Annotated in this window: 19 protein-coding genes; 10 read left to right on the forward strand and 9 right to left on the reverse strand. The window is 61.3% G+C overall.

Annotation, left to right across the window (positions count from 1 at the left end; translation table 11 throughout):
- Entirely contained in the window at window positions 1-1,023 is a 1,023-nt protein-coding gene (gene tauA, locus BSU04_RS05340) for a taurine ABC transporter substrate-binding protein (protein WP_089159641.1), read from the reverse strand.
- A gap of 251 nt (window positions 1,024-1,274) precedes the next feature.
- On the opposite strand from tauA, the gene pdxR reads away from it, so the two are divergent.
- The gene (pdxR, locus tag BSU04_RS05345) at window positions 1,275-2,792 is read left to right on the forward strand and encodes a MocR-like pyridoxine biosynthesis transcription factor PdxR (RefSeq protein WP_089159616.1); all 1,518 of its coding nucleotides are present in this window, start codon (window positions 1,275-1,277) and stop codon (window positions 2,790-2,792) included.
- Between the two features lie 153 nt (window positions 2,793-2,945).
- The gene (locus BSU04_RS05350) at window positions 2,946-3,350 is read left to right on the forward strand and encodes a nuclear transport factor 2 family protein (RefSeq protein ID WP_089159617.1); all 405 of its coding nucleotides are present in this window, start codon (window positions 2,946-2,948) and stop codon (window positions 3,348-3,350) included.
- A gap of 106 nt (window positions 3,351-3,456) precedes the next feature.
- Here the strand turns inward: BSU04_RS05350 and BSU04_RS05355 are convergent, their stop codons facing one another.
- Both BSU04_RS05355 and BSU04_RS05360 read right to left on the reverse strand, forming a co-directional pair.
- A complete protein-coding gene (locus BSU04_RS05355; protein ID WP_089159618.1) occupies window positions 3,457-4,212 on the reverse strand; it encodes an IclR family transcriptional regulator in 756 nt (251 codons plus the stop codon).
- A 182-nt stretch (window positions 4,213-4,394) separates the two neighbouring features.
- A complete protein-coding gene (locus tag BSU04_RS05360; protein WP_256982178.1) occupies window positions 4,395-5,228 on the reverse strand; it encodes an IclR family transcriptional regulator in 834 nt (277 codons plus the stop codon).
- 275 nt (window positions 5,229-5,503) lie between these two features.
- Between BSU04_RS05360 and BSU04_RS05365 the strand changes: the two genes are divergently transcribed.
- Window positions 5,504-7,162 (forward strand): GMC family oxidoreductase, encoded by a 1,659-nt coding sequence (locus tag BSU04_RS05365; protein ID WP_089159620.1) that lies wholly within the window; start codon window positions 5,504-5,506, stop codon window positions 7,160-7,162.
- 189 nt (window positions 7,163-7,351) lie between these two features.
- Entirely contained in the window at window positions 7,352-8,656 is a 1,305-nt protein-coding gene (locus BSU04_RS05370; RefSeq protein WP_089159621.1) for an MFS transporter, read from the forward strand.
- 80 nt (window positions 8,657-8,736) lie between these two features.
- Here BSU04_RS05370 and BSU04_RS05375 read toward each other — a convergent pair whose 3' ends face one another.
- Window positions 8,737-9,501: an IclR family transcriptional regulator gene (locus BSU04_RS05375; protein WP_089159622.1), complete on the reverse strand. Its 765-nt coding sequence runs from the start codon at window positions 9,499-9,501 to the stop codon at window positions 8,737-8,739.
- 215 nt (window positions 9,502-9,716) lie between these two features.
- Between BSU04_RS05375 and sauS the strand changes: the two genes are divergently transcribed.
- The 3 genes from sauS to BSU04_RS05390 all read left to right on the forward strand — a co-directional run bounded on the left by sauS (window position 9,717) and on the right by BSU04_RS05390 (window position 14,293).
- The gene (sauS, locus tag BSU04_RS05380; protein WP_256982187.1) at window positions 9,717-11,150 is read left to right on the forward strand and encodes an acylating sulfoacetaldehyde dehydrogenase; all 1,434 of its coding nucleotides are present in this window, start codon (window positions 9,717-9,719) and stop codon (window positions 11,148-11,150) included.
- Window positions 11,147-12,772: an AMP-binding protein gene (locus tag BSU04_RS05385; RefSeq protein WP_089159624.1), complete on the forward strand. Its 1,626-nt coding sequence runs from the start codon at window positions 11,147-11,149 to the stop codon at window positions 12,770-12,772. The genes sauS and BSU04_RS05385 overlap by 4 nt, the downstream gene beginning before the upstream one ends.
- A gap of 129 nt (window positions 12,773-12,901) precedes the next feature.
- On the forward strand, window positions 12,902-14,293 hold the full coding sequence (locus tag BSU04_RS05390) for an MFS transporter (RefSeq protein ID WP_089159625.1): 1,392 nt from the start codon (window positions 12,902-12,904) through the stop codon (window positions 14,291-14,293).
- A 16-nt stretch (window positions 14,294-14,309) separates the two neighbouring features.
- Here the strand turns inward: BSU04_RS05390 and BSU04_RS05395 are convergent, their stop codons facing one another.
- The 4 genes from BSU04_RS05395 to xsc form a co-directional block, all read right to left on the reverse strand.
- Window positions 14,310-15,221: an NAD(P)-dependent oxidoreductase gene (locus BSU04_RS05395; RefSeq protein WP_256982180.1), complete on the reverse strand. Its 912-nt coding sequence runs from the start codon at window positions 15,219-15,221 to the stop codon at window positions 14,310-14,312.
- 132 nt (window positions 15,222-15,353) lie between these two features.
- The gene (locus BSU04_RS05400) at window positions 15,354-15,689 is read right to left on the reverse strand and encodes a GNAT family N-acetyltransferase (RefSeq protein WP_089159626.1); all 336 of its coding nucleotides are present in this window, start codon (window positions 15,687-15,689) and stop codon (window positions 15,354-15,356) included.
- Window positions 15,690-15,739: 50 nt separating this feature from the next.
- Window positions 15,740-16,492, reverse strand: a complete 753-nt coding sequence (locus BSU04_RS05405) for an IclR family transcriptional regulator (RefSeq protein WP_089159643.1) — start codon at window positions 16,490-16,492, stop codon at window positions 15,740-15,742.
- Window positions 16,493-16,753: 261 nt separating this feature from the next.
- Window positions 16,754-18,586, reverse strand: coding sequence for a sulfoacetaldehyde acetyltransferase (xsc, locus tag BSU04_RS05410; protein ID WP_179258211.1), 1,833 nt, complete (start codon window positions 18,584-18,586; stop codon window positions 16,754-16,756).
- Window positions 18,587-18,838: 252 nt separating this feature from the next.
- Here xsc and BSU04_RS05415 point away from each other — a divergent pair, with 252 nt between their 5' ends.
- The gene (locus tag BSU04_RS05415) at window positions 18,839-19,822 is read left to right on the forward strand and encodes an AAA family ATPase (RefSeq protein WP_089159645.1); all 984 of its coding nucleotides are present in this window, start codon (window positions 18,839-18,841) and stop codon (window positions 19,820-19,822) included.
- On the forward strand, window positions 19,822-21,585 hold the full coding sequence (locus BSU04_RS05420) for a cobaltochelatase CobT-related protein (protein ID WP_089159627.1): 1,764 nt from the start codon (window positions 19,822-19,824) through the stop codon (window positions 21,583-21,585). Before BSU04_RS05415 ends, BSU04_RS05420 begins: the two co-directional genes overlap by 1 nt.
- Window positions 21,586-21,678: 93 nt before the next feature.
- Here the strand turns inward: BSU04_RS05420 and BSU04_RS05425 are convergent, their stop codons facing one another.
- A complete protein-coding gene (locus tag BSU04_RS05425) occupies window positions 21,679-22,839 on the reverse strand; it encodes a 2-aminoethylphosphonate--pyruvate transaminase (protein ID WP_089159628.1) in 1,161 nt (386 codons plus the stop codon).
- 316 nt (window positions 22,840-23,155) lie between these two features.
- On the opposite strand from BSU04_RS05425, the gene BSU04_RS05430 reads away from it, so the two are divergent.
- Window positions 23,156-23,440 (forward strand): thiamine pyrophosphate-binding protein (locus tag BSU04_RS05430; RefSeq protein ID WP_256982183.1); only part of this gene is annotated, 285 nt, incomplete at its 3' end.

Genomic DNA, 23,440 nt, shown 5'->3' on the forward strand with positions numbered 1-23,440 from the left:
TCACTTGAGCTTCATTGCGGCTTGCGCATACTCGGGCGTGACAAAGCCCGAGTAATCGGAAGCAACTGCGTCAATGCGCTTTTGGTCCTTGAGGAACGTCGACGTGTCCTTCAGCGCGAGCGTCGCGCGACCCGAATTTCCGCCGCCGAGCCACTGCGCGGACACCTGGTCGGCAAGCGAGGGGAACGCATAGAGCGAGAGCGATTCGGGCACGTCGCCGGGCGTCCCGCCGATCATCTTCGCAATGGCTGCCGCCTGCGGTGAACCCGCGTTCCATTGCGCGGCATTGCTACGATATTGATCGTCGGCATCAGCAATTGCCTTCACCAGTTTTGCCATGAAGTCCTTATGTTCCTCACCCCATTTGCGATCGACCGCGATACCGTCAAACGTCGGTTTGCCGAGCTTCGACAGATCCCCCGACGTGATCAGCACCTTGCCGCTTTTCTTCAACTCCGCGAGTGCCGGATTCCATACATACGCCGCGTCTATGTCGCCCCGTTCCCACGCCGCGACGATCTGGTTCGGCTGCATGTTGAGGATTTTCACGTCCGACGGGTTGATGCCCCAGTGTTGAAGCGCGAACATCGTGTGATAGTGGGTCGTCGAAACGAACGGGACCCCGATCGTCTTGCCCTTCAGGTCGGCTGGCTTCGTCACGCCGGAGCCTTTGCGCACGACCATTGCTTCGGCCTGGTTGATATTGTCGAGGATCCAGAAAAGCTGCAGATCGACGCCCTGGCTCACGGCGGCTGCAAGCGGGCTGGATCCGATAACGCCAACCTTCACATCGCCCGATGCCATTGCTGTCGCCACCTTGGCGCCGGACTCGAACTGCCGCCAGTTGATCTTGTAGCCGGTCTCCTTTTCGATGGACCCATTGGCGATCGCCACGACCCACGGATCGACGATCTGCTGGTACGCGATGGTGACCTCCTTGTCCTTGTCCTCGGCCCGCGCGGGTTGCACCACGATGGTGACGAACGCCGCCAGCACGGTTGCGGCGGCAATGACGCGATGCATCGGGCGGGCCAACCACCGCCGCGAAAGTTGTGACTGTTTTGATCGTTTATCGTGTTGCATGGCGGATCTCCTGGCGGGCAGCGTGCAATGCACGCAAGTCTTGTCGGATCGACCGGGGCATGTCCCGATCGCGGGAACACGGTCGAATCGAGTATCGTCAACTAAAAATAGGGCGAGTTAGTACCAGACGCAGCCGATCGTTGAGTCCACATTCGTCGCGCTAAATTGCATTAATCAATCTGGGAGGAAATATGGCTAGCCGGATGTCGTCGGCAATGTGGTCGCAGCGGTTCCAGCGTTCGGCTGAATCCAATATCAGCCTGCAAGGGCAGATTCGGCAGATGCTGGTGGCCGCCATTCTCGACGGGCAGATGTCCGTCGATACCGCGTTGCCGTCGAGTCGCGAACTGGCCGATCAGTTGAGCGTGGCCCGCAATACGGTCGTGCTCGCCTATCAGCAGTTGGTGGAAGAGGGTTACCTGATCTCACGCGAGCGCAGCGGGCACTTCGTCAATCCGGCCATGCTCGAAGGCCGGCACGGCTTTGTGCCGCCGCAAACCGTTGCGGCGAACGAAGCGGTGGGAAGACCCGACTGGACCCAGCGCATTGCGCGCTTGCCGTCCCTGCAGCGCAATATCGTCAAGCAGGCGAGTTGGCAGAACTACGAGTTTCCTTTTATTTACGGCCAGTTCGATCAAACACTCTTTCCAACGAGCGACTGGCGCGAGTGCTGCATGAAGGCGCTCTCCGTCATGGAGATCCGCAACTGGGCGCCGGACCTGATCGAACGCGACGACGACACGCTGATCCAGCAGATTCGTACGCGGGTGCTGCCGCGGCGCGGTGTCTTTGCGATGCCCGACGAAATTGTCGTCACGATGGGCGCACAGCAGGCGCTCTATCTGATCGCCGACTTGCTGGCGAACGAGCGCACGACGATTGGTTTCGAGAACCCCGGCTATCCGGATGCACGCAATATTTTCCTGAATCGCAACGCGCCGCTGCTGCCGTTGCCGCTCGATGAAGGCGGCGTGCGTCCGGTCGCCGATGCCCATCTGCTTGCGCAATGCGACTACGTGTACGTGACGCCGAGCCATCAGTGCCCGACCACGGCGACCTTGCCGCTCGAACGCAGGCACGCGCTCCTCGAATTGGCGCAGAAGCATGACTTTGTTGTGATCGAGGACGACTACGAGAGCGAGAATAATTTCTCCGGTGGACCGCATCCTGCGCTCAAGAGCCTCGATACCGCCGACCGCGTGCTCTACGTGGGCAGTTTGTCGAAGAGTTTCGCCCCGGGCTTGCGGCTTGGTTACGTGGTGGGTCCGCGTGACCTGATTCGTGAGTTGCGGGCGTTGCGGCGGCTGATGGTGCGTCATCCGGCTGCGTATATTCAGCGCGCGTTCGCGACCTTCCTTTCGCTGGGTCATCACGATGCGTTGCTGCGGCGGCTCGCCTTCGCCTACAAGGAGCGTGCAGAGGCGCTCAAGGCTGCGCTCGACACCCATCTGCCGGAAGTCCGGCACGCGCGGATTACAGGTGGCTCCTCGTGCTGGGTCGAAGGTCCGCCGTGGCTTGACGCAACGCGTCTCGCGGCTGAAGCCGAGGCGCACGGCATCCTGATCGAACTGGGCAGCGTGTTTTTCATGGAGGGGCTGGAGCAGCGCCAATGCTTCCGGATGGGTTTTTCGGCGATCAAGATCGAAAAGATCGAACCCGGTGTGCGCGCGCTGGCGGAGCTCGTGCGTGCGCAATGTCCGCAGGCGTGAGCGCTTGGGGCGGGCGCTGGCCCAAGCGAGTCTGCTCGACTGGCGCTACCGCGGGGCGCGAGAGTTATTTAACGTGTCGATGAAACTTGCCGCAGTCATTGCCGATTTCATCATTGGCGTGCGGCAACGCCAGTTATCTGACAGGAGACACGTATGACAGACACGCTCACCGCGAGATCCGAAGTGACGGCCGACACGCTTGCGGCCTTTTCCGATGCCTTCAACCGTCACGACGCTGCTGCGCTGATGGGCTTCATGACTGAAGACTGCGTCTTCGATGCCGCCGGTGGAAACGATATCCACGGCACTCGCTTCAAAGGCCGCGCAGCCGTGCGAGCGGCCTTTGAAGCGGTCTTCAAGACTTTCCCCGATGCTCATTGGGGACACGGCCGACACTACGTAGCGGGTGAACGGGGTGTATCGGAATGGGTCTTTACGGGTACGCATGCAGAGGGCTGGCGGATTGAGGCCGAAGGCTGCGATCTCTTCGAGTTCCGCGACGGCCTGATTGCGGTAAAACGCGCGTTTCGCAAGGAACGCCCAAAGCAGACCGCCTGAGCGCGCCGATGGGCGGCAACGGGCGGCAATGGCGTGCCGCACGCGGTTCAGGCGGGCCTCCGGCTGGTACGACGGCCTTCGGGCGCCTGTTGTATCGACGAGCCGCCTAGAACGTGTTTGCCAGTTCCCGCGCCGCTTCCTGCAAACGCGGCACGAATTCGAGCGAGCGGGACAGCGGCGCACGGGAGACCGGCGCATGCACGGCGATGGCGGCAATGCTCATGCCGTCCTTGTTCATCACGGGCACCGCGACGCAGGCTATGCCCGCGAGAAATTCCTCGTTGTCGATGCCAACGCGCTTGTGCGCGGTGCGGTCGAGTTCGGCCTCGAGCATTTCGGGGTCGGTGATGGTGTTCGGCGTGAAGCGTTCGATCTTGAGCGCGCGCACGAGCGCCGAACGCTGCTCGCGCGAGAGCATCATGGCCAGCAGCAATTTGCCGCTGGCAGTGCAATACGCCGGCACTTTCGATCCGGGTTTGAGGTCGAGCCGCAGCGGCCAGGGCGCTTCCATGCGGTCCAGATACAGCACTTCGGTTTCGTGCAGCATCGTGAGATTGCAGGTTTCCCCAAGGTCCGCCACCAGCCGCCCGAGAATGGCGTGCCGCAGGCGCCGTGCGCCGGAGTGCATGACAACGCCCAAGCCGAGCTGCGCCAGGCGCGGCCCGATCACATAGGCGTTCTTGTGGCCCGGATCGCGGATCACGAGGCCGCCCGCTTCCAGGGACGCCAGCATGCGGTGCAGCGATGGCTTCGGCAGATCGACATCTTGCGCGATGTCAGCCAGCGACACGGGACCTTCCGCATTGACAAGATGCTCGAGCAGCGCGAAGGCACGCAATGTCGGTGTATCAGCAGTAGTCATCGCAGCCGTTCCGAAAAATAGATGATGACCATTGTACAGAAACGCCCTACGGGATGGCCCAGCTTGATTTCAGGGTGCAATTCCTGACTGGAACCATTCCGGTTTTCGATATCGCCCCATTCCGGTCTTAGCGCAGCAGTGGCAGGGACGGCGCTCATGGAGCGTGCTTCATCGTCATGCCGCTACCGTTGCGGCGTTGCGTCCGCATGAAGCAAGGGGGCGAGGCGCGCCGCAGTTTCCTTGAGTTTCGGCACGTTCTTGAGCAGGTCGTCGAGGCTTGCCCGTGCGGTCGGCGCATGCACGGCAAGCGAAGCCAACACGCCTCTACCGCCGGGCTCGCGCACGGGCACGGCGACCGCGACCATCCCTCGTACGAATTCCTCATTATCGATACCCAGACCCCGTGAAGCCAGCCGGTCAAGTTCCGCACCGAGCAGGGTCGAGTCGGTGAACGTGCGATACGTGTGCGCCTTGAGTTGCATCCGGGCGAGGATGCGCGCGCGTTCGCCGGGCGCCATCTGCGACAGGAACAGCTTGCCGCTCGCCGTGCAATGCAGCGGCACGCACATGCCGGGCTGCATGTGCAGGCGCAGGGGTTCATTCGTCTCCACACGCTCGACGTAGAGCACGGCGTCGCCGTCGAGCACGGTCAGGTTGCAGCTCTCTCCGAGCACATCGACCAGTCCGCGCAGCAACGCGCGGCAGGAGCGGGTAAACGTGCTGTTCGCGAGCATGGTCAGTGCGAGCTGGGTGGCGCGCGGACCGAGCGTTATGCCTCGGTCCGCACCGCGCGAATCCGGTATGTGTGTGACATAGCCCAGTGCTTCCAGCGACTCGATCATGCGCGTCAAGGTCGCCTTCGGGATATGCAGGCGCGCAGACAGTTGCGACAGTGAAAACGGTTGTCCGGCCGCGGCAAGGTGCTCGACCACAATGAGCGCCCGCAAAACGCGAGTGTCCTCGGGAGGCTGTTCCTGTTGCATGGCAGCATGGGAGGCGGCGTTTGAAGCCGTCATTGACCGGGCATCTGGAGCAGCATTTGACGCGGGGCTCACGGTGTCTTTCATTGGCACCTCTGATTAAGACTGAAGGGTGTTCGACGCGAGCAATCGGGTCGGGGAGAACCCGAATAAACACTTGAACGCAGCCCTTAAAGTGGAACAAAAAGGTTCTTTTTGAACCGGTTTCATCGATCGTATCCGGATTTCCTTGAAGGCGGAACGAACTATCAATAAATTTCAACGAAACGTACCGAAAAATTCAAAAGACGAAAACAAGGGAGGCATCAGTAATGGCACGGAGTTTTGACTATGTCATCGTCGGCGCCGGATCGGCCGGCTGTGTCCTCGCCAACCGCCTCTCGGAAAACGGCCGCTACTCGGTGTGCCTGCTTGAAGCCGGTCCGCCTGACCGGTATCTTTGGATTCATATTCCCATCGGCTACGGCAAGACCATGTTTCATCCGGTCTACAACTGGGGCTTCAAGACTGACCCCGACCCGAACATGAATGATCGTCAGTTGTACTGGCCGCGTGGACGCACACTTGGGGGCAGCAGTTCGATCAACGGGCTGATCTACGTGCGTGGTCAGAAGAATGACTACGACCACTGGAGTGCGCTGGGAAACCGGGGCTGGAGCTGGCAGGAGTGCCTGCCGTACTTCCGGCGCCTTGAACACAATGAGTTGGGGGCGTCGCCGACTCGCGGCGTAGACGGACCGCTATGGGCCTCCACGATCAAGCAGCGTCACGAGCTCGTGGACGCGTTCATTGCTGCATCGAACAAGACCGGCGTGCCCACCGTCGATGATTTCAATAGCGGGGATCAAGAAGGGGTTGGTTACTACCAACTGACGACGAGAAAGGGCTGGCGTTGCTCGACCGCGGTGGCCTACTTGAAGCCGGCGCGGCGGCGTCCGAACCTGCACGTGGAAACCGACGCACTTGCTTCGAAGATCATTTTCGAAGGCACGCGTGCCGCCGGCATCCGCTACTTGCAGCATGGCCAGATGCAAGAGGTGCGCGCCAACCGCGAGGTGCTGCTTGCGGCCGGTGCGCTTCAATCACCGCAATTGCTGCAGGTCTCGGGCGTGGGGCCGGCCAAGCTGCTCGGCGAGTTCGGCATTCCGGTGGTCGCGAACCGGCCGGGTGTCGGCGAGAATCTTCAGGATCATCTGCAAGTGCGGCTGATCTACGAAGTCACGCGGCCGATCTCGACCAACAACCTGCTGCATTCCTGGCGAGGCCGCGCGAAGATGGGCCTGCAATGGGCGTTGTTTCGCGAAGGGCCGCTTGCTGTTGGCATCAACCAGGGTGGTTTGTTCTGCCGTGCGTTGCCCGACGAGGCTAAGACCCCCGACATCCAGTTCCATTTTTCAACGCTCTCCGCCGACTCCGCCGGCGGCGACGTTCACTCGTTTCCCGGCTGCACGTATTCAATCTGTCAGCTGCGGCCGGAGTCTCGAGGCGTCTTGCGCATTCGCACGAACGACATGCGCGACGCGCCGTCGATGCAGCCGAACTATCTCTCGACGGATCTCGACCGCCGCACGACTGTTGCAGGCGTGCGCTTCGCGCGCCGGATTGCCGCCGCGCAGCCGATGGCATCGCTCATGAAACGCGAAGTGCGTCCCGGCGCCGATGCGCAGACCGACGACGAACTACTGCAGTTTTGCCGCGAATACGGCCAGACGATCTTTCATCCGTCGGGGACGGCCAAGATGGGCGTGGCGAGCGATCCGCTTGCCGTGGTCGACGAGCGGCTGCGCGTCTACGGCACACGCGGGTTGCGCGTGATCGACTGCTCGATCATGCCGACGCTGGTCTCGGGCAACACCAACGTGCCGATCGTGATGGTCGCCGAAAAGGCATCGGACATGATTCTCGCCGATGCCCGCGCCGACGACCGTTCCAGGACCGCGCCTCTCGAAGAAGCCTTGGCGCCGCATTGAAGCTGCAGTGAACGGTGTGATCCGTTGTTGCATCAGAAGTAAAAACGAGCCCGGTCCGCATCGCTGATACAAAGTTGATAACACAGCATGCATACCGGGTAATTCGTGCCCCGCAGGAGACAGGTTTTGGGGCATTGCGTCGGGCGACACGCTGAGGTCGCCGCTCGACCATCCATCGGAGAAGACAGAATGGCAGTCGATAACAAGGTCATCCGCCGCGTTGCATTCGCGAGCGTCATCGGAGCCACCGTCGAGTGGTACGATTTTTTCCTGTACGGCGTCGTGGCAGGCATCGTATTCAACAAGCTGTATTTTCCGGCACACGACCCGCTCGTCTCTACCATGCTTGCCTACGGCACGTTCGCTGTCGGCTTCGTCACGCGACCGCTCGGCGGCATTATTTTCGGCCACTTCGGCGACAAGGTCGGTCGCAAATCCGCGCTCATCTGCACGCTCATCATCATGGGCGTCTCGACCGCGGGCGTGGCCTTCGTGCCGACATACGCGCAGATAGGCATCTGGGCACCGATCCTGCTGCTCGCTTTGCGCGTGCTGCAGGGCATCGGGCTTGGCGGAGAGTGGGGCGGGGCCGTGCTGATGGCTTATGAATATGCGCCGCCTAATCGGCGCGGGCTCTACGCGAGCCTGCCGCAGATTGGTTTGTCGATTGGTTTGTGCCTCGCGTCGGGTGTGGTTGCCGCCATCTCGAAGTTGCTGCCGGAGAGCGCGTTTCTCTCGTGGGGCTGGCGGCTCGCGTTTGCCATGTCGCTCGCGCTGGTGGTGATCGGCCTGTATATCCGCGTCAAAGTCATGGAGACACCTGAATTCCTGGCGCTCAAGCGTACCCGGCGCGACGTGAAGGTTCCGTTCATTGACATGATCACGCGGTATCGCCGTTCTGTGCTGCTCGGCATGGGCGCACGCTGGATTGACGGCGTCTTCTTCAACATCTTCGCCGTGTTCATGATCGGCTATCTCACGCAGCATCTTGCAATGAGTCGGACTGAGGCGCTCACGGGCGTCATGATGGCCGCCATCGTGATGTGCTTTTTCATCCCGCTGTTCGGCAAGATGTCGGACCTGCTGGGCCGCACGCGCGTGTACCGGTGGGGCTCCCTGATTTGCGGCCTCTCAGTGCTGCCGGCATTCTGGCTGATGGAAAATCAAGCTGGCAACACGACGATCATCTGGCTCGCGATCGTGATCCCGTTCGGTATCTTTTATGCAATGGTCTACGGTCCGGAAGCGGCGCTGTTTGCTGAGTTGTTCGATGCCGAAGTCCGCTACACCGGTATCTCGTTCGTGTATCAGTTCTCGGGAATCTTCGCGAGCGGCCTCACGCCGATCATCGCAACCGCGCTCCTGCGTCTGAACGATGGCAAGCCTTGGGCCGTATGCGCCTATGTAGTGCTGTCCGCGCTGTTGTCGGCGTGGTGCGCGCACAAGATGGAACCGCGTGCGGACACCTTCGACGCGGTCACTCGAGCACACTGAGCGTCTGAATGATCCACGGTAGCCCGCGCGTCGCTTTTGGCGCACGGGGTCCGGGGTCCGGGGTTGTTAGTCAACGTCAATCAATCATGGAATGTCTTCGCCGTTTCTTCTGCGGCGAGACGCAGGTCGGGCACGAACGCGAGCAGGTCGTCGAGCGCGACCCGGCCGATTGGCGCCTGCACGGCAATGGCAGCGCATGCTCGATTGCGATCAAGCATCACCGGCACCGCGATGGCGATCAGTCCCTGCAAGTGCTCCTGGTTGTTGATCGCGAGCAGGCGCCGGCGCGTCGTGCTCAGTTCCTTACGCAAAGCGTCGCGGTCAATAATGGTCCGCTCCGAGTAGGCGCGTAACGGCAGTGTCTCGATCATCCGCTCGCGCCGTTCGCGGGGCATGAAGCTCAGCAGCAGCTTGCCGCTTGCCGAGCAGTGCAGGGGCACGTGCGAACCCGGCTGCAAATGCATGCGCAACGGCCACTCCGTCTCCACGCGGTCGACATAGACCACGTCGTTACCCGACAACATTGTCAGGTTGCACGTCTCCCCGATCTTTTCCACCAGTTGTTCGAGTAGCGCATGGCGTGCTGCTGCGGGACCGGCATGCATCAGCACGTTGACCGCGAGCATGCGCACGCGCGGCGAACATTCATACAACCGATCGCCCGCGCCGCGCGTGATGAGGTATGCATCCGTCAGCTGCACCAGGATGCGATGCACGGTCTGCTTGGGCAGCGCGAGTGCATCGACGAGATCGGTCATCGAAAGAGGGCGGCCCGCCTGGGCCAGGGTTTCGAGTACCCGAAACGCACGCACGGCGGCTGCGTTGGATTGATTGGACGTCGACATTCCGTCTCCTGAACGCCGTAAATTTTTTATGAAGAAACTGTATCGATTTTATCGCTTTTCGGGACTACGAAACGTCCCGAAAACTGCATTTTTCCCGGCTGTGGGAGGGGTAGCGAGCGATAGATCGGAAAACGGGACTTCGCCGTGCGCGTGGCTGAGTAAATTGCAAATCATCGTGATTATTTTAGCCGGAGCGACGCGTAATGAATGGACACATGAGGGCAGCAGAAGTGGAGGCGGCCGCCGTCGCCAGTAGCGTTGAGCACGACGTGGCGGAACGGGTTGCACGGGCGCGCGAGGCCCAGAAGGGCTTCGGACACGCGGGACAGGAAGTGCTGGACGCGGCGGCCGCTGCGGCGGCGTGGGCGATCATGGAGCCGGGGCGCAACCGGCAACTCGCGGATCTCGCCGTACGCGACACGCGGCTAGGCAACGCCGACGACAAGTTCCGCAAGAACTATCGGAAGACGCTCGGTCTCTTGCGCGATCTGCACGATGCCAAAACCTGCGGTGTGATCAGCGAGGATTCAGCCACAGGGATTGTCGAGATCGCGCGGGCGGTGGGCGTGGTCGCGGCGATTACGCCTTCGACCAATCCGGCCGCCACGCCAGCCAACAAGATCATCAATGCGCTGAAATGCGGCAACGCAGTAATCGTTGCGCCATCGCCGAAGGGGTATTCGTCGTGCGCGTTGCTGATCGAATTTATCCACGCGCAATTCGCCAAGGCGGGTTTGTCCCCCGATCTCGTTCAGGTACTGCCGCCGCCGATCACCAAGGCGGCGACGGCTGCGCTCTTGCGGCAGTGTGATCTCGTGGTCGCGACGGGATCGCAGGCCAACGTTCGGATGGCTTACACGAGCGGCACGCCCGCGTTCGGCGTAGGTGCGGGCAACGTGGCGTCGATTGTTGCTGCATCGGCGGATCTGAATGATGCGGCGCGGAAAATCCGTCTCTCCAAGACCTTCGATAACGCCACCAGTTGTTCGTCTGAAAACAGTGTCGTGATTGTGGATGCGGTGTATCGGAGCGCACTCAAAGCGCTCGCTGAAAACGGCGGAGTGTTGCTCGACGCTGCTCAAAAGGAACGGCTGCAAGCGGCAATGTGGACGGGGGGCAAGCTCTCTGCGCACTGCACGGCGAAGTCGGCAGTTGAGATCGCGCGATTGGCAGGTCTCGACGACGTCGCGGCCAAGGCGCCCGCTTTCCTGATGGTCGAGGAAGATGGATTCGGCGAGGAGCATCCGTTCTCGGGCGAAAAGCTCTCACCTGTGCTGACCGTTTACCGCGCGAGGGATTTCGACGACGCTGGCGCTGTCGTGCAGCGCATCTACGCGTACATGGGCGCGGGTCACTCGGTCGGTCTGCATTCGGCCGATCCCGCCGAGGCCGTTCAACTCGGCATGAACTTGCCGGTTGCCCGCGTTATCTCCAATCAGGCGCATTGCCTTGCAACGGGGGGCAATTTCGACAACGGCCTGCCTTTTTCGCTGTCGATGGGTTGCGGCACCTGGGGCCGCAATAATTTCTCAGACAACCTCGGCTTTCGACACTACCTGAACATCACGCGGGTTGCGTACCCCATCGAAGAGCGCGTTCCGGAGATGGACGACCTGCTCGGCGATTTCTTCAGGAGGTACGGCCGATGAACACCCCCGCCACACTGCGCGCATTGATAGACGAACGCGCCGCTCAGTTCCCCGACAAACCCTTCCTCCTTGCGCCCGCTGACGACGACGCTAATACAACTTCTAACGCTGGCCGCGCCGGCGTGCTGACGTTCGGAGAATTGCGTGACGCTTGCCAGATGCTCGATGTTCGCTTGCGCGAAGTGGGGCTGAAGCCGGGCGATGTGGTCTCGGTTTTCATGAGCAACGGCATCCAGACGGCCACGCTGCTGCTCGCCGCGATGTACAGCGGGCTCGTAGCGAACCCCCTGAACCTGCTGTGTCAGCCATCGCAGGTGCGATATATCGTCGAGCATTCCGACACTCGGGCAATATTTGTCTCGGAGGAATCGCGAGCTGCGATTACGTCTGCCATTGCAGCGCTGCGCGACGAAGGTTTCAACCGCGAGATCCTGGTGATCACCGCCGAGCCTGACGCGCTTCAAGCACCGGTGTTCGCACCACCGGAACTCGCGCTCGCCGATGCTGCAACGCAGCCTTCAACGCGGCCTATTACTTCGCAGTTGGCTACCGTCAGTGAAAATCCGCCGCGTGCGGAAGACGTCGCGCTTCTGATGTACACCTCCGGCACGACCGGTCTGCCTAAAGGCGTGCTCCTCACGCATCACAACCTGGTGGTGAACGCGCGCACGATCACAGCCGAGCACCGGCTCACTGCCGACGATCGCGTGCTCGCTTCGTTGCCCCTTTTTCACATCAACGGCTTGGTGGTGACGCTTCTGGCCCCGTTGCATCACGGCGGCTCCGTCGTCGTAGCACCGCGGTTTTCCGCCCGAACGTTTTGGCGCGATGTCACGCGGCACGGCTGCACCTGGATCAACGTCGTGCCGACGATCGTCGCTTATCTGCTCAACCAGCAGGACGATCACACCTTCGACCTGTCCGCGCTCAAGTTCTGCCGCAGTGCGTCGGCGGCGCTTCCGGTCGAGCATCACCGGGCATTCGAGACGCGTTTCGGTGTTGGCGTGATTGAAACGATGGGGATGACAGAGACCGCTGCTCCAGTATTCAGTAATCCATATGAGATTGAAAAACGGCGGATCGGCAGTATAGGCTTGCCATCCGGCGCGAGCGCGCGGGTGATCGACGCACAAGGCCGCGATTGTGCCAACGACGAATGCGGCGAGATTGTGTTGCGCGGGGAACAGGTGATGAGCGGCTACTACAAGCGCCCGGAAGAGACGCGAGCGGCGTTTACGGAGGACGGCTGGCTGCGCACGGGTGACCTTGGTTACCGCGACGCGGAGGGTTACTTCTACATCAATGGCCGCTCGAAGGAATTGATTATCAAGGGTGGCGAGAACATTGCGCCGCGCGAAATCGATGAGGCGTTGCTCAAGCACCCGGGCGTGCTTGATGCGGCGGCGGTCGGCTTGCCGGATGCCGCGTATGGGCAGGAGATCGTCGCATTCGTCGTTCCGCGCATGCTGAATGGTCCGCTCGCCCTGGATCTCGCCGATCTCAGGAATCACTGCCTGCGCGAACTCGGCCGCTTCAAGACGCCGAAAGAATTTCGCCTGATCGATGAACTGCCGCGCGGGCCGTCGGGCAAGGTGCAGCGGCTGAAGCTCCTGCAAAGCTGATCCGCAAAGTTCGGCGATATCCCATCACGCAAAGGAAGCCCTCGACACAAGAACACGAAACGGAATAAGCCGCACCGAAGTACCGATCACGAACGTCAAAGACGTCACATGGAAGAGACAGGAGACAGCATGGAACAGCAAGCGACGCAACCGCGGCGCGTCAAGACGCGTCACATCATTCTCGCGGTCATGTGCCTGATGTATTTCATCTCATACATCGACCGGGTGAACATTGCGGTGGCCGGTCCCATCATCCGGCATGAGATGGGATTGACTTCGGGGCAGCTCGGCCTCGTGTTCTCCGCGTTCGCGTATCCGTATGCCGTCATGCAGATCGTCGGTGGCTGGCTTGCCGACAGGTACGGACCCAAGCGCGTGCTCACGGTGCTTTCGCTCATCTGGGGCGTTGCGACACTTGCGACCGGCTTTGCCGGCAGCGTGGCGATGCTAGTCGGCTTGCGCTTCATGCTTGGCGTGGGCGAGGGCGGTGCATTTCCGACAGCGACTCGTGCCTTTACCTACTGGATGCCTGTCGCCGAGCGCGGATTCGCGCAAGGGATCACTCATAGCTTCGCCCGCCTCGGCGGGGCCGTGACGCCGCCGCTCGTGCTGGCCGTGGTAGCAACAGGCGGATGGCGCGATGCTTTCATTCTGCTCGGCATCGCGAGTCTTGCGTGGACCGTGCTCTATCTGTTCGTGTTCACGAACTCTCCTGAGCAGCACCGTCGTATCACGCCGCAAGAGACGGCGGAGATTGGCTATCACGTGGGCGACTGCGACCGTGCCAAACATTGCGCGACACCGTGGCGAAAGCTGATGCACCGCATGTGGCTGGTGACTTTCGTTGATTTTTGCTACGGCTGGTTGCTGTGGGTCTACCTGACGTGGTTGCCGTCTTATCTCAAGGAGTCGCGGGGATTCGATCTCAAGCAACTCGCGCTCTTCACGGCATTGCCGCTGCTGGCGGGCGTGATAGGCGATACGCTAGGCGGGACGCTGTCCGACAAGATCTTCAAGATGACTGGCCGGTTGCGCTTCGCACGTTGTTCCGTGCTGGTGGTTGGATTAGGCGGCTCGCTCGCATTCCTGATGCCTATGGTTAGTACCGCGAATCCGGTGACGGCCGTGCTGTTCCTGTCGGCGTCGTTCTTCTTTCTTGAGATTACCAATCCCGTTCTCTGGACACTGCCGCTCGATATTGCGGGCAAGTATGCGGGCACCGCCGGCGGCATGATGAACACCGGCTTTGGCGTAGCGGGCATGGTGTCGCCGGTTGTGTTCGGTTACCTGATCGAAACAACGGGCAGCTACAACGTGCCGTTCACCATCTCGGCGTGCTTGCTTGCAGTGGGCATGGTGGCGGCATTGTTCATCAACCCGCTGAACACGGTCGATGCCGACGAGGATCGCGAGCGTACCGAGGCCGGTTCGCTTGGCGGCATTCCCGCATTCCTGCAATCAGCACCCGGCCTGCGCCTGGAGCGGCATCACCTGCGCCGGCCGTTGCGCTGGCGCAAGTGAATTGCAGCGCTTGAATTCAGCTCTTGAGTTTGCGCAGGCGCCAGATCAAGCTGGATGTATCGAAGCGACTGCCGCCAAGCGCCTGTATGTCGCCGTAGAACTGGTCGACAAGCGCGGTCACGGGCAGGGAAGCGCCGTTGCGCTTCGCTTCGTCGAGACAGAAGCCCAGGTCCTTGCGCATCCAGTCGACGGCAAAGCCGTAGTCGAACTTGCCGTCGATCATGGTCTTGCCGCGATTGTCCATCTGCCAGCTTGCTGCCGCCCCTTTGCCGATGACATCGAGTACGAGCGGCATGTCGAGGCCCGACAACTGGCCGAAATTAACGGCCTCGGACAAACCCTGAACCAGGCCGGCGATGCAGATCTGGTTGACCATCTTGGCGAGTTGCCCCGCGCCGGCCGGGCCGATCAACGTAACGGCCGTTGCGTAGTGATCGAGGGTGGTGTGGATACGCTCAAAGACATGCTTGGCGCCACCGCACATGATGGTCAGCTTGCCGTTCTGCGCGCCTGCCTGGCCGCCAGACACGGGGGCGTCGATGAAGGCTAGCCCGCGTGCGTCCGCGATCTCCGCCAGTTCACGCGCAACGTTGGCAGATGCAGTCGTGTGATCGACGAAGGCGGCGCCTGGGGTCATGCCTGCGAACGCGCCGTCGGCGCCAAGCGTGATGCTGCGCAGGTCATCGTCGTTGCCCACGCACGCCAGCACCAAGTCTGCTTTCGACGCGGCTTCGCGCGGTGTTCGCGCCGCTTGTCCGCCGTGTTCGGCTACCCATTGTTCGGCCTTGGCATGCGTTCGGTTGTACACCGTGACGTCGAGACCGGCTTTGGCAAGGTGGCCGGCCATCGGATAACCCATGACGCCCAGGCCAAGAAACGCGACACGGCGCACGGGGCTGCCGGAAGAGGAGTTTGCAGGTTCGGTCACGTGTGGATCCTTTCAAAGTCGAGAGAGAAAACCCGATTATCCCAGCGATGCAGGTTGTCCGCTGCACAGCGAGCGCATCGAACGCGCGGCTATTGTTCGATGTGTCTTTTATCCTCAGGGGAATTTAGTGCGTCACATGGGGACGAGCACGCCTTCGAGCATGAGATGGCGGCAAAGCGATTCGAATGCAGGCGACGATGGACATGTGTCCTGGTCGACACTGACAGGCCCTCCCATTTCGCGGCACGCGAAAGCAAGCAGGGTATGAGCGATCCCGCTTCGTTGATAGGCCGGTTCGATCTTCAGGTCCAGCAGCGTTGCTGGTATTGCGTTTGTGTAGGTATCTCTGTCCAGACGCAATTCACCGACCTGCCGATTGCGATGAAACGCTGTCGCGCATGTGCCTTCATCGTCGAATTCGATTTGTATCACTCGACTGCATCGATCCTTGAATACCAGCACGCGCATGTCACTTTCCTAGGCGAAGCCGTGTCACTATTTTCAGGCACTCAGATGCGCTAAAAAGTCTTCACAAGCTCTCGTGCAGCTTCTTGCATCCTCGGGACGAATTCGAGCGCCCGCGAGAGCGGCGCCCGCGAGACGGGGGCATGCACGGCGATCGCCGCAATGCAGTGGTCGTTTGTGTCCATCACAGGCGCAGCCACGCAAACGATGCCGACTACGAACTCCTCATTGTCGACAGCGATGCGCTTGTGCGCGGTCCGGTCGAGTTCGGCGTCGAGCAGTTCAGCGTCGGTGATGGTGTTCGGCGTGAGGCGTTCAAGTCTCAGCGCGCGAACGATCGCGCTGCGTTGTTCGCGCGGCTGCATCGCAAGCAACAGCTTGCCGCTTGCGCTGCAATAGACGGGTACATGAGAGCCGGGTTTCAGATCGAGACGCAGCGGCCACGGTGCTTCCATCCTGTCGAGATAGAGCACTTGCGCCCCGTGAAGCATGGTCAGGTTGCAGGTTTCGCCGAGATCGGCGACGAGGCGTGAGAGGATCGCATGACGCAGGCGGCGTGCGCCCGAGTGCATCATCACGCCAAGCCCCAGTTGAGCAAGGCGAGGCCCGATGACATAGGCGTTCTTGTGATCGGGCGCGCGAATGACGAGGCCGCCCACTTCAAGGGTAGCCAGCATTCTATGCAGCGATGCCTTGGGTAAGCCCACGTCGTTTGCTATGTCGGCAAGCGACACGGGTCCCTCTGCGGCGACCAGATGTTCGAGCAGCGCGAACGTACGCAGCGTCGGCGTGTGCGCTTCTTTCATGGGCGTCATTCTGGAAAACGGGTCGGTCAAATCGTAGGCGAGCCTTTTGCCCCCGGCCGTTTTGGAACGAATGTCATCGACGTCGGACAGGTCCTCGGTAGTGGTCGTTTCGGTGTAGTCGGTCGGCACGGCGAATCCAGGTCAAAGAGGTTCTGACAGCAGCCGAAAAACTTGCTCAAACTAAAATTTACCGTCGGCAAGACGGCAGATGCGACCCGTTCATCGCCGACTTGGAGCGATGAACGGGTCAAGCCCCAGGCCTCACAGGTAGTCTTTGTACTTATCGAGCATGCGCACGGGCTTAGCGAGTGCATCACGACGGAACGGATCGCCGAGCTCACGCGTACACATGATCTCGATGATGGTGGTCTTGCCTTGATTCATCTGCAAATCGATCGCACGCTTGAGCGCAGGGCCCACGTCCTCGAGCCGGTTCACCACGATCCCTTCAGCGCCCATGGCCTTGGCGATCTCCGCAAAGCTCTGGTTATCCAGCTCGCCGGCTACGAAACGCCGGTTATAGAAGTCCACCTGGTTCTTCTTCTCCGCGCCCCACTGCCGGTTATGAAACACCACCGCCGTCACCGGGATGTTGTGACGCACGCAGGTCATGGTCTCCATCAGGCTCATGCCCCAGGCGCCATCTCCGGCATAAGACACGGCCGGGCGGTGAGGTGCGGCCACCTTCGCCCCGATGATGGTCGGAAACGCATAGCCGCAATTGCCCCAGCTCATCGCGGCAAAGAAGCTGCGCGGCTTGTTAAAGCGCAGATAGCTGTTGGCCACCGAGTTGATGTTGCCGATATCGGTGGACACCATCACGTCCTCGGGCATCGCCTTCTCCAACTCGCGCAACACCTGACGCGGATGCAGATACTGCCCACCGCCCAGGGGCCGCTCGTGCTTCTGCTCCTCGATCATGTCCAGGCTGTAGGCATCGCGCTCGTGGGTCCACTCGTCGAGCTCCTTCTCCCATGCCGCTTTCTCCACCGCGATCTGGCGCGCGCGCTCCTCACGCGTGGCATCGCTCGCAAGCGTGCGCCCATCGAGCCGCTGGCTCAGTGCAATGGCGGCTGCCTTCGCATCACCACAGATGCCCACCGAGATCGTTTTAACGAGCCCGAGCATCTTGTGATCGGCATCGATCTGGATGATCTTCGCGTCCTTGGGCCAGTAGTCCATGCCGTGCTGCGGCAGCGTGCCGAAGGGTCCAAGACGCGAGCCGAGCGCGATCACCACATCGGCTTGCGCCAGCAGCTTCATGGCGGCCTTGGAGCCCTGATAACCGAGCGGGCCACACCACAGCGGGTGCTTGGCTGGAAACGAATCGTTGTGCAGGTAACTGTTGACCACCGGCGCGCCGAGCCGCTCGGCCAGCGCCTGGCACTGCTCGATGGCATCGCCCATCACCACGCCACCGCCTGAGATGATGACCGGAAACTTGGCCTGCGCGATCAGCTCTGCCGCTTCGTTCAGGCTCTGTTCGCCGCCGGGGCCGCGATCCAGGTTCTGCGGTTTCGGGATCTCGGCCTTGATCTGGCCGTAGAAGTAATCGCGCGGGATATTGAGCTGGGTCGGTCCCATCTCGGCCTTGGCGCGATCGAAACACCGTCCGGTGAATTCAGCCATGCGCGCGGGATGCGTGACGTGGCCCTGGTACTTGGTGAACTCCTGGAACATCGGCAACTGACGCGCTTCCTGGAAGCCGCCCAGCCCGATGCCCATGGTGCCGGCTTCAGGCGTGACGATCACCACCGGGCTATGGGCCCAGTAAGCCGCAGCAATGGCGGTGACGCAGTTGCTGATACCCGGGCCGTTCTGTCCGATCACCACGCCGTGGCGCCCGGAGACACGGGAATACCCATCGGCCATGTGGCCCGCGCCCTGTTCGTGAACCACTGGAATCAGACGGATACCGGCGGGCGCGAAGATGTCCATGGCGTCCATGAAGGCCGAGCCCATGATGCCGAACATCTCGGTGACGCCGTTGGCGGCGAGCGTTTCAACGAACGCTTCAGAGGGGGTCATGGCCTGGGGGCCGGTGCGCGCGGCGGCGGCGCAAGCGCTGCTGGCAGTGGGGTCTTGCTCGCTCATGGTGGGGGTCTCCGGATTTATCGATAAAACGGAACGTATGGTTCCGAAAAGTGCAGTTCATGAGGAAAGATAAAATAAGATCAACACACCGTCAATCCACATTTACAATAAACGGTATGATTTGTATCTAAAAAATAAGAAAGTTATGATGAGCGCCAAGTAAGCTGGCTGCGCTGATGAACGCGTTGCCGCGATGACACGACACAGGAGAAAGAAGTGACTGATGGTGCGACGAGCAGTGCAGCGGGCGGTATGGGTGCAATGAACAAGCCGGACAAGATGGTCGCGGTACGCGCCTTGTTCGGCATCGATTCCGACCTGATGGTGCCCGCCTTCAGCGAACCGGACGACCACGTTCCGGAAATCGATGAGGTTTATCGCTTCAACCCGGAAGTGACAACAGCGATCCTCGCCGGCTTCGCGCGCAACCGCCGGGTCATGGTGCAGGGGCTGCACGGCACGGGCAAGTCGACGCATATCGAACAGGTGGCGGCGCGGCTCAACTGGCCGTGCGTGCGCATCAATCTCGATGGGCATATCAGCCGCCTTGACCTCGTAGGAAAGGATGCAATCGTCGTACGTGACGACTTACAGGTGACAGAGTTCCAGGAGGGCATCGTGCCGTGGGCGCTGCAGCGGCCGGTCGCGCTGATCTTCGACGAATACGACGCCGGCCGCCCGGACGTAATGTTCGTGATCCAGCGCATCCTGGAGCGCGACGGCCGGTTCACCCTGCTCGACCAGAACCGCGTGATCCGTCCACACCCGTACTTCCGCCTGTTCGCCACAACCAACACGGTGGGTCTGGGCAACATAAACGGCCTGTATCACGGCACCCAGATGCTGAACCACGCGCAGATGGACCGCTGGAACGTGGTCGCCACGCTCAATTACCTGCCGCGCGCGGAAGAATTGGGGATCGTGCTCGCGCGCGTGCCGGCGCTTGCCGACGACGCCGGCCGCGCACTGATTGAATCCATGGTGAGCGTGGCCGAGCTCACGCGCAAAGGTTTCACGACTGGCGATATATCGACACTCATGTCACCGCGTACAGTCATCGACTGGGCAGAGAACTGCCAGATCTTCCACGATCCTGCGCGCGCGTTTCGTCTGACGTTCCTCAACAAGTGCGACGAGGCGGAACGGTCGATCGTTGCCGAGTATTTCCAGCGATGCTTTGGCGAGGAGCTGGATGACATGTCCGAGCGAAAGCGCCTCGCAACGGAGTCTCGCTGATGGAGACGGACCGGCAGGCGATTCGCCGCCGCGAGCAGCGCGAGAACCTTTGCGCATCGGCAGTACGCGCCCTCACAGGCGACGCCGCACTCGACTACCGCAACGGCCGCTTGTGCCGCGACCTGCGCCCGCTGCCGCTCAATGCGCCGCATCTGCGCCGCAATACAGTGGCGAATAGGGTGGCGAATAGCCTCGACTCCTTGCGCGGCGTGGCCGATGGCGCCGCCCTGCGCCTGATGCGCTCCGACGCGACCCTGCATAGCCAGTTATGCCCCGCCGATCCGCTCGCGCGCCTCGTGTTCGAACTGCTCGAGCAACTGCGCTGCGAAAGCCTGACGCCGCCCGGCATGCCCGGTCTTGTGAGTAACCTTCGTCAGCAGTTCGAAGCGTGGTCCCTAGGTTTTTATCGCTCTGGACAGGCGGAAAACCATATCGGCAACTTGCTCTATACCGTCGCGCAAATTTCATGGTCGCGCCTCTCGGGCTGGCCGGTGCTCGAAGAAACGGAGGGCCTGATCGAACATACGCGCGCGGGGATTGCACCGTCGCTGGGCGTTTCTTTAGCGGGGCTGCGGCGGCATCGTGCAGAGCAGAGTGTGTTCGCGATCCACGCGCTCGAGATGGCTCGCCTCGTGAGCGAAATGATCCGGGACGCGCGTGAGCAACACACGTTGGACGATTCATCGGATAAGACAGACGACGAAGCCACACGCACGGCCTTATCGCTATGGTTCGATTTCGATGACAACGAGAACGCGGATAAAGACGAGTCGGTGGCAGCCACCGTTACCGGCGCAGGACGTGTAGCGGGGGCGTCCGGCGACGGCTATCGTATTTTTACCAAGCGCTATGACCAGGAGATTCATCCGGGCGCGCTCGTGCGCAAAGCGCTGCTTGCGGAGTATCGGGAGCGCCTTGATGAGCGCATTGCGACGCAAGGGATCAACGTACCCCGGCTGGCCCACGCGCTGCGGATTGCGCTCGCCATCCCGCAGCGCGACGGCTGGTCGTTCGGCGAGGAACATGGCCGCATCGACGGGCGGCGCCTCGCGCAACTCGTTAGCTCTCCTGCTGAGCGCCGCCTCTTCCTGCTGGAACGGGACACGCTGCTGGCGGATTGTGCAGTCAGCTTCCTGATCGACTGCTCGGGCTCGATGCGCGCGCATATTGAAGCGGTGGCCGTCATGGTGGACACGCTCGTGCGCGCTCTAGACCAGGCGGGAGTGGGTACCGAGGTGCTGGGATTCACCACGGGCGCGTGGAACGGAGGTCGGGCCCGTCTCGACTGGCTGGCTGGTGGGCGACCGACTCATCCTGGCCGGCTATGTGAACTCTCGCACATGGTGTTCAAGGACGCATCCACCAACTGGCGACGAGCCCGCGGCGACATCGCCGCGCTCTTCAAGGCCGACCTGTTTCGCGAAGGCGTGGATGGCGAGGCGATCGACTGGGCGTGCACACGGCTGCTTGCACGCGCCGAGCGAAGGCAAATCGTGATCGTGATTTCAGACGGCAGCCCGATGGAAGGCGCCACCGTCCTGGCCAACAACGCGAGCTATCTCGACAATCATCTGCGCGAAGTTATTGCGCGCCACGAATCTGCGCGGGATGTGGAAGTGCTGGGATTGGGCGTTGGGCTGGATCTCAGCCCTTACTACCGGCATTGCCTCGCGATGGACCTGTCCGTGCCGCCCACCATGGCGATGTTCGGTGAACTGGTGCGATGGATCGGCGGACGCAGGCATGCAGCGGATTTCAAGTAGCCCCGCGGCAACCGCGCGATGGAAGTCAAACGCGCCTTCGCCGGGCATGCCGCCCGGCGAAGCGCGTCAGCCTATCGTCGCGTTTCCGAGTCTTTACTCAGTCGTTGCGGCAGTCAGGCTGGTTAAACCCATTTCATCCAGCACGTCACGCACGGCGGCGATCAAACCGTGCATCTCCTTTTCATATAGCCGGCCGATGCAACCGATACGAAACGATTCCGCAATCGTCAGCTTGCCGGGATAGATCACATAACCGCGTGTTTTCAGTCCATCGTAGAAACGCTCGAAGACAAAGCGTGGATGGGCCGGCATCCGGAAGGTCACGATGATCGGCGCCTGCAGATCTGCCTTTAGCAAGAGCTCAAAGCCGAGCGCCTTCATGCCGTCGACCAGAACGCGGCAGTTGTTCCGATACCGCCCCCCTCGGCCGCCAACACCCCCCTCAGCATCAAATTCCTGAAGCGCCTGGTGAAACGCCACGATCACATGCGTAGGTGGCGTGAACCGGTACTGCCCGGTCTTTTCGAAATTCGCCCACTGGTCGTACAGGTCGAGAACCAGCGTGGTGGCATTGCCCTTTGTCGCCGCAAGTGCATCGCGCCGACACACGACGAAGCCAAGTCCCGGCACGCCCTCGATGCACTTGTTCGAAGACGCCGCCACCGCGTCTGCGTGGATCGCGGGCGCATCGATCGGCAGCGCGCCGAAGGCGCTCATTGAATCGATGAGATAGCCCTTTTTGTACTTGGCCGCGAGTGCACCGATCTCGGCAATCGGATTCAGGATGCCCGAGGTCGTCTCGCAATGGACCACGAAGATATGCGTGATCGAGGGCGTGCGCTTCAGTATTGCCTCGACCTTTTTAAGCTCCGGCGGCGCATCTTCGGCCGTTTCATGGGCGACGGTCTTACGCCGGGCGATGTCGAGAATGCGTTTCGCGCGCTGGCCATAAGCGCCGTTGATGAGCATGAGGACCTTTCCGGTCGGCGGCACGAAACTCGTCAGCATGGCTTCGACGGCGAAGGTGCCGGAGCCTTGCATGGGCACCGTTACGTAGTCGCCCTCGCCGTGAACGATCTCGGCGAGTCGCGCGAGCACCGCCTTGTTGATCGCGACAAAACTCGCATCGCGCGAGCCCCAATCGTGCGCCATCGATGCCTTGACGGTACGCGAGGTGGTCAGCGGTCCGGGCGTCAGGAGAAAGGGATCGCCCGTTTCGGAAGCGGCTGGTTTGAGGACCGCGGATTGATTCATAGGAAGGGTGTCCAGTATCGATGTGTGGCGTTTAAAGGCTGCACGAAGAGTAGATGAGCGAGTGATTTTGCAGGCTTCGAGAGGCGTTCACGTCTGCCAAGGTCCTCGGCTCGCAGCAACATTTTAACCGCCCGCCGTCTCTTCCGAGGCCCCAGCTCCCTCCCCGACACGCAAACACGTCATTAATAGATACAAATCATACCGTTTATTGTAAATGTGGATTGACGGTGGGTTGATCTTATTTTATCTTTCCTCATGAACTGCACTTTTCGGAACCATACGTTCCGTTTTATCGATAAATCCGGAGACCCCCACCATGAGCGAGCAAGACCCCACTGCCAGCAGCGCTTGCGCCGCCGCCGCGCGCACCGGCCCCCAGGCCATGACCCCCTCTGAAGCGTTCGTTGAAACGCTCGCCGCCAACGGCGTCACCGAGATGTTCGGCATCATGGGCTCGGCCTTCATGGACGCCATGGACATCTTCGCGCCCGCCGGTATCCGTCTGATTCCAGTGGTTCACGAACAGGGCGCGGGCCACATGGCCGATGGGGATTCCCGTGTCTCCGGGCGCCACGGCGTGGTGATCGGACAGAACGGCCCG

Source organism: Caballeronia sordidicola (assembly GCF_002220365.1).
GTDB lineage: Bacteria > Pseudomonadota > Gammaproteobacteria > Burkholderiales > Burkholderiaceae > Caballeronia > Caballeronia sordidicola_C.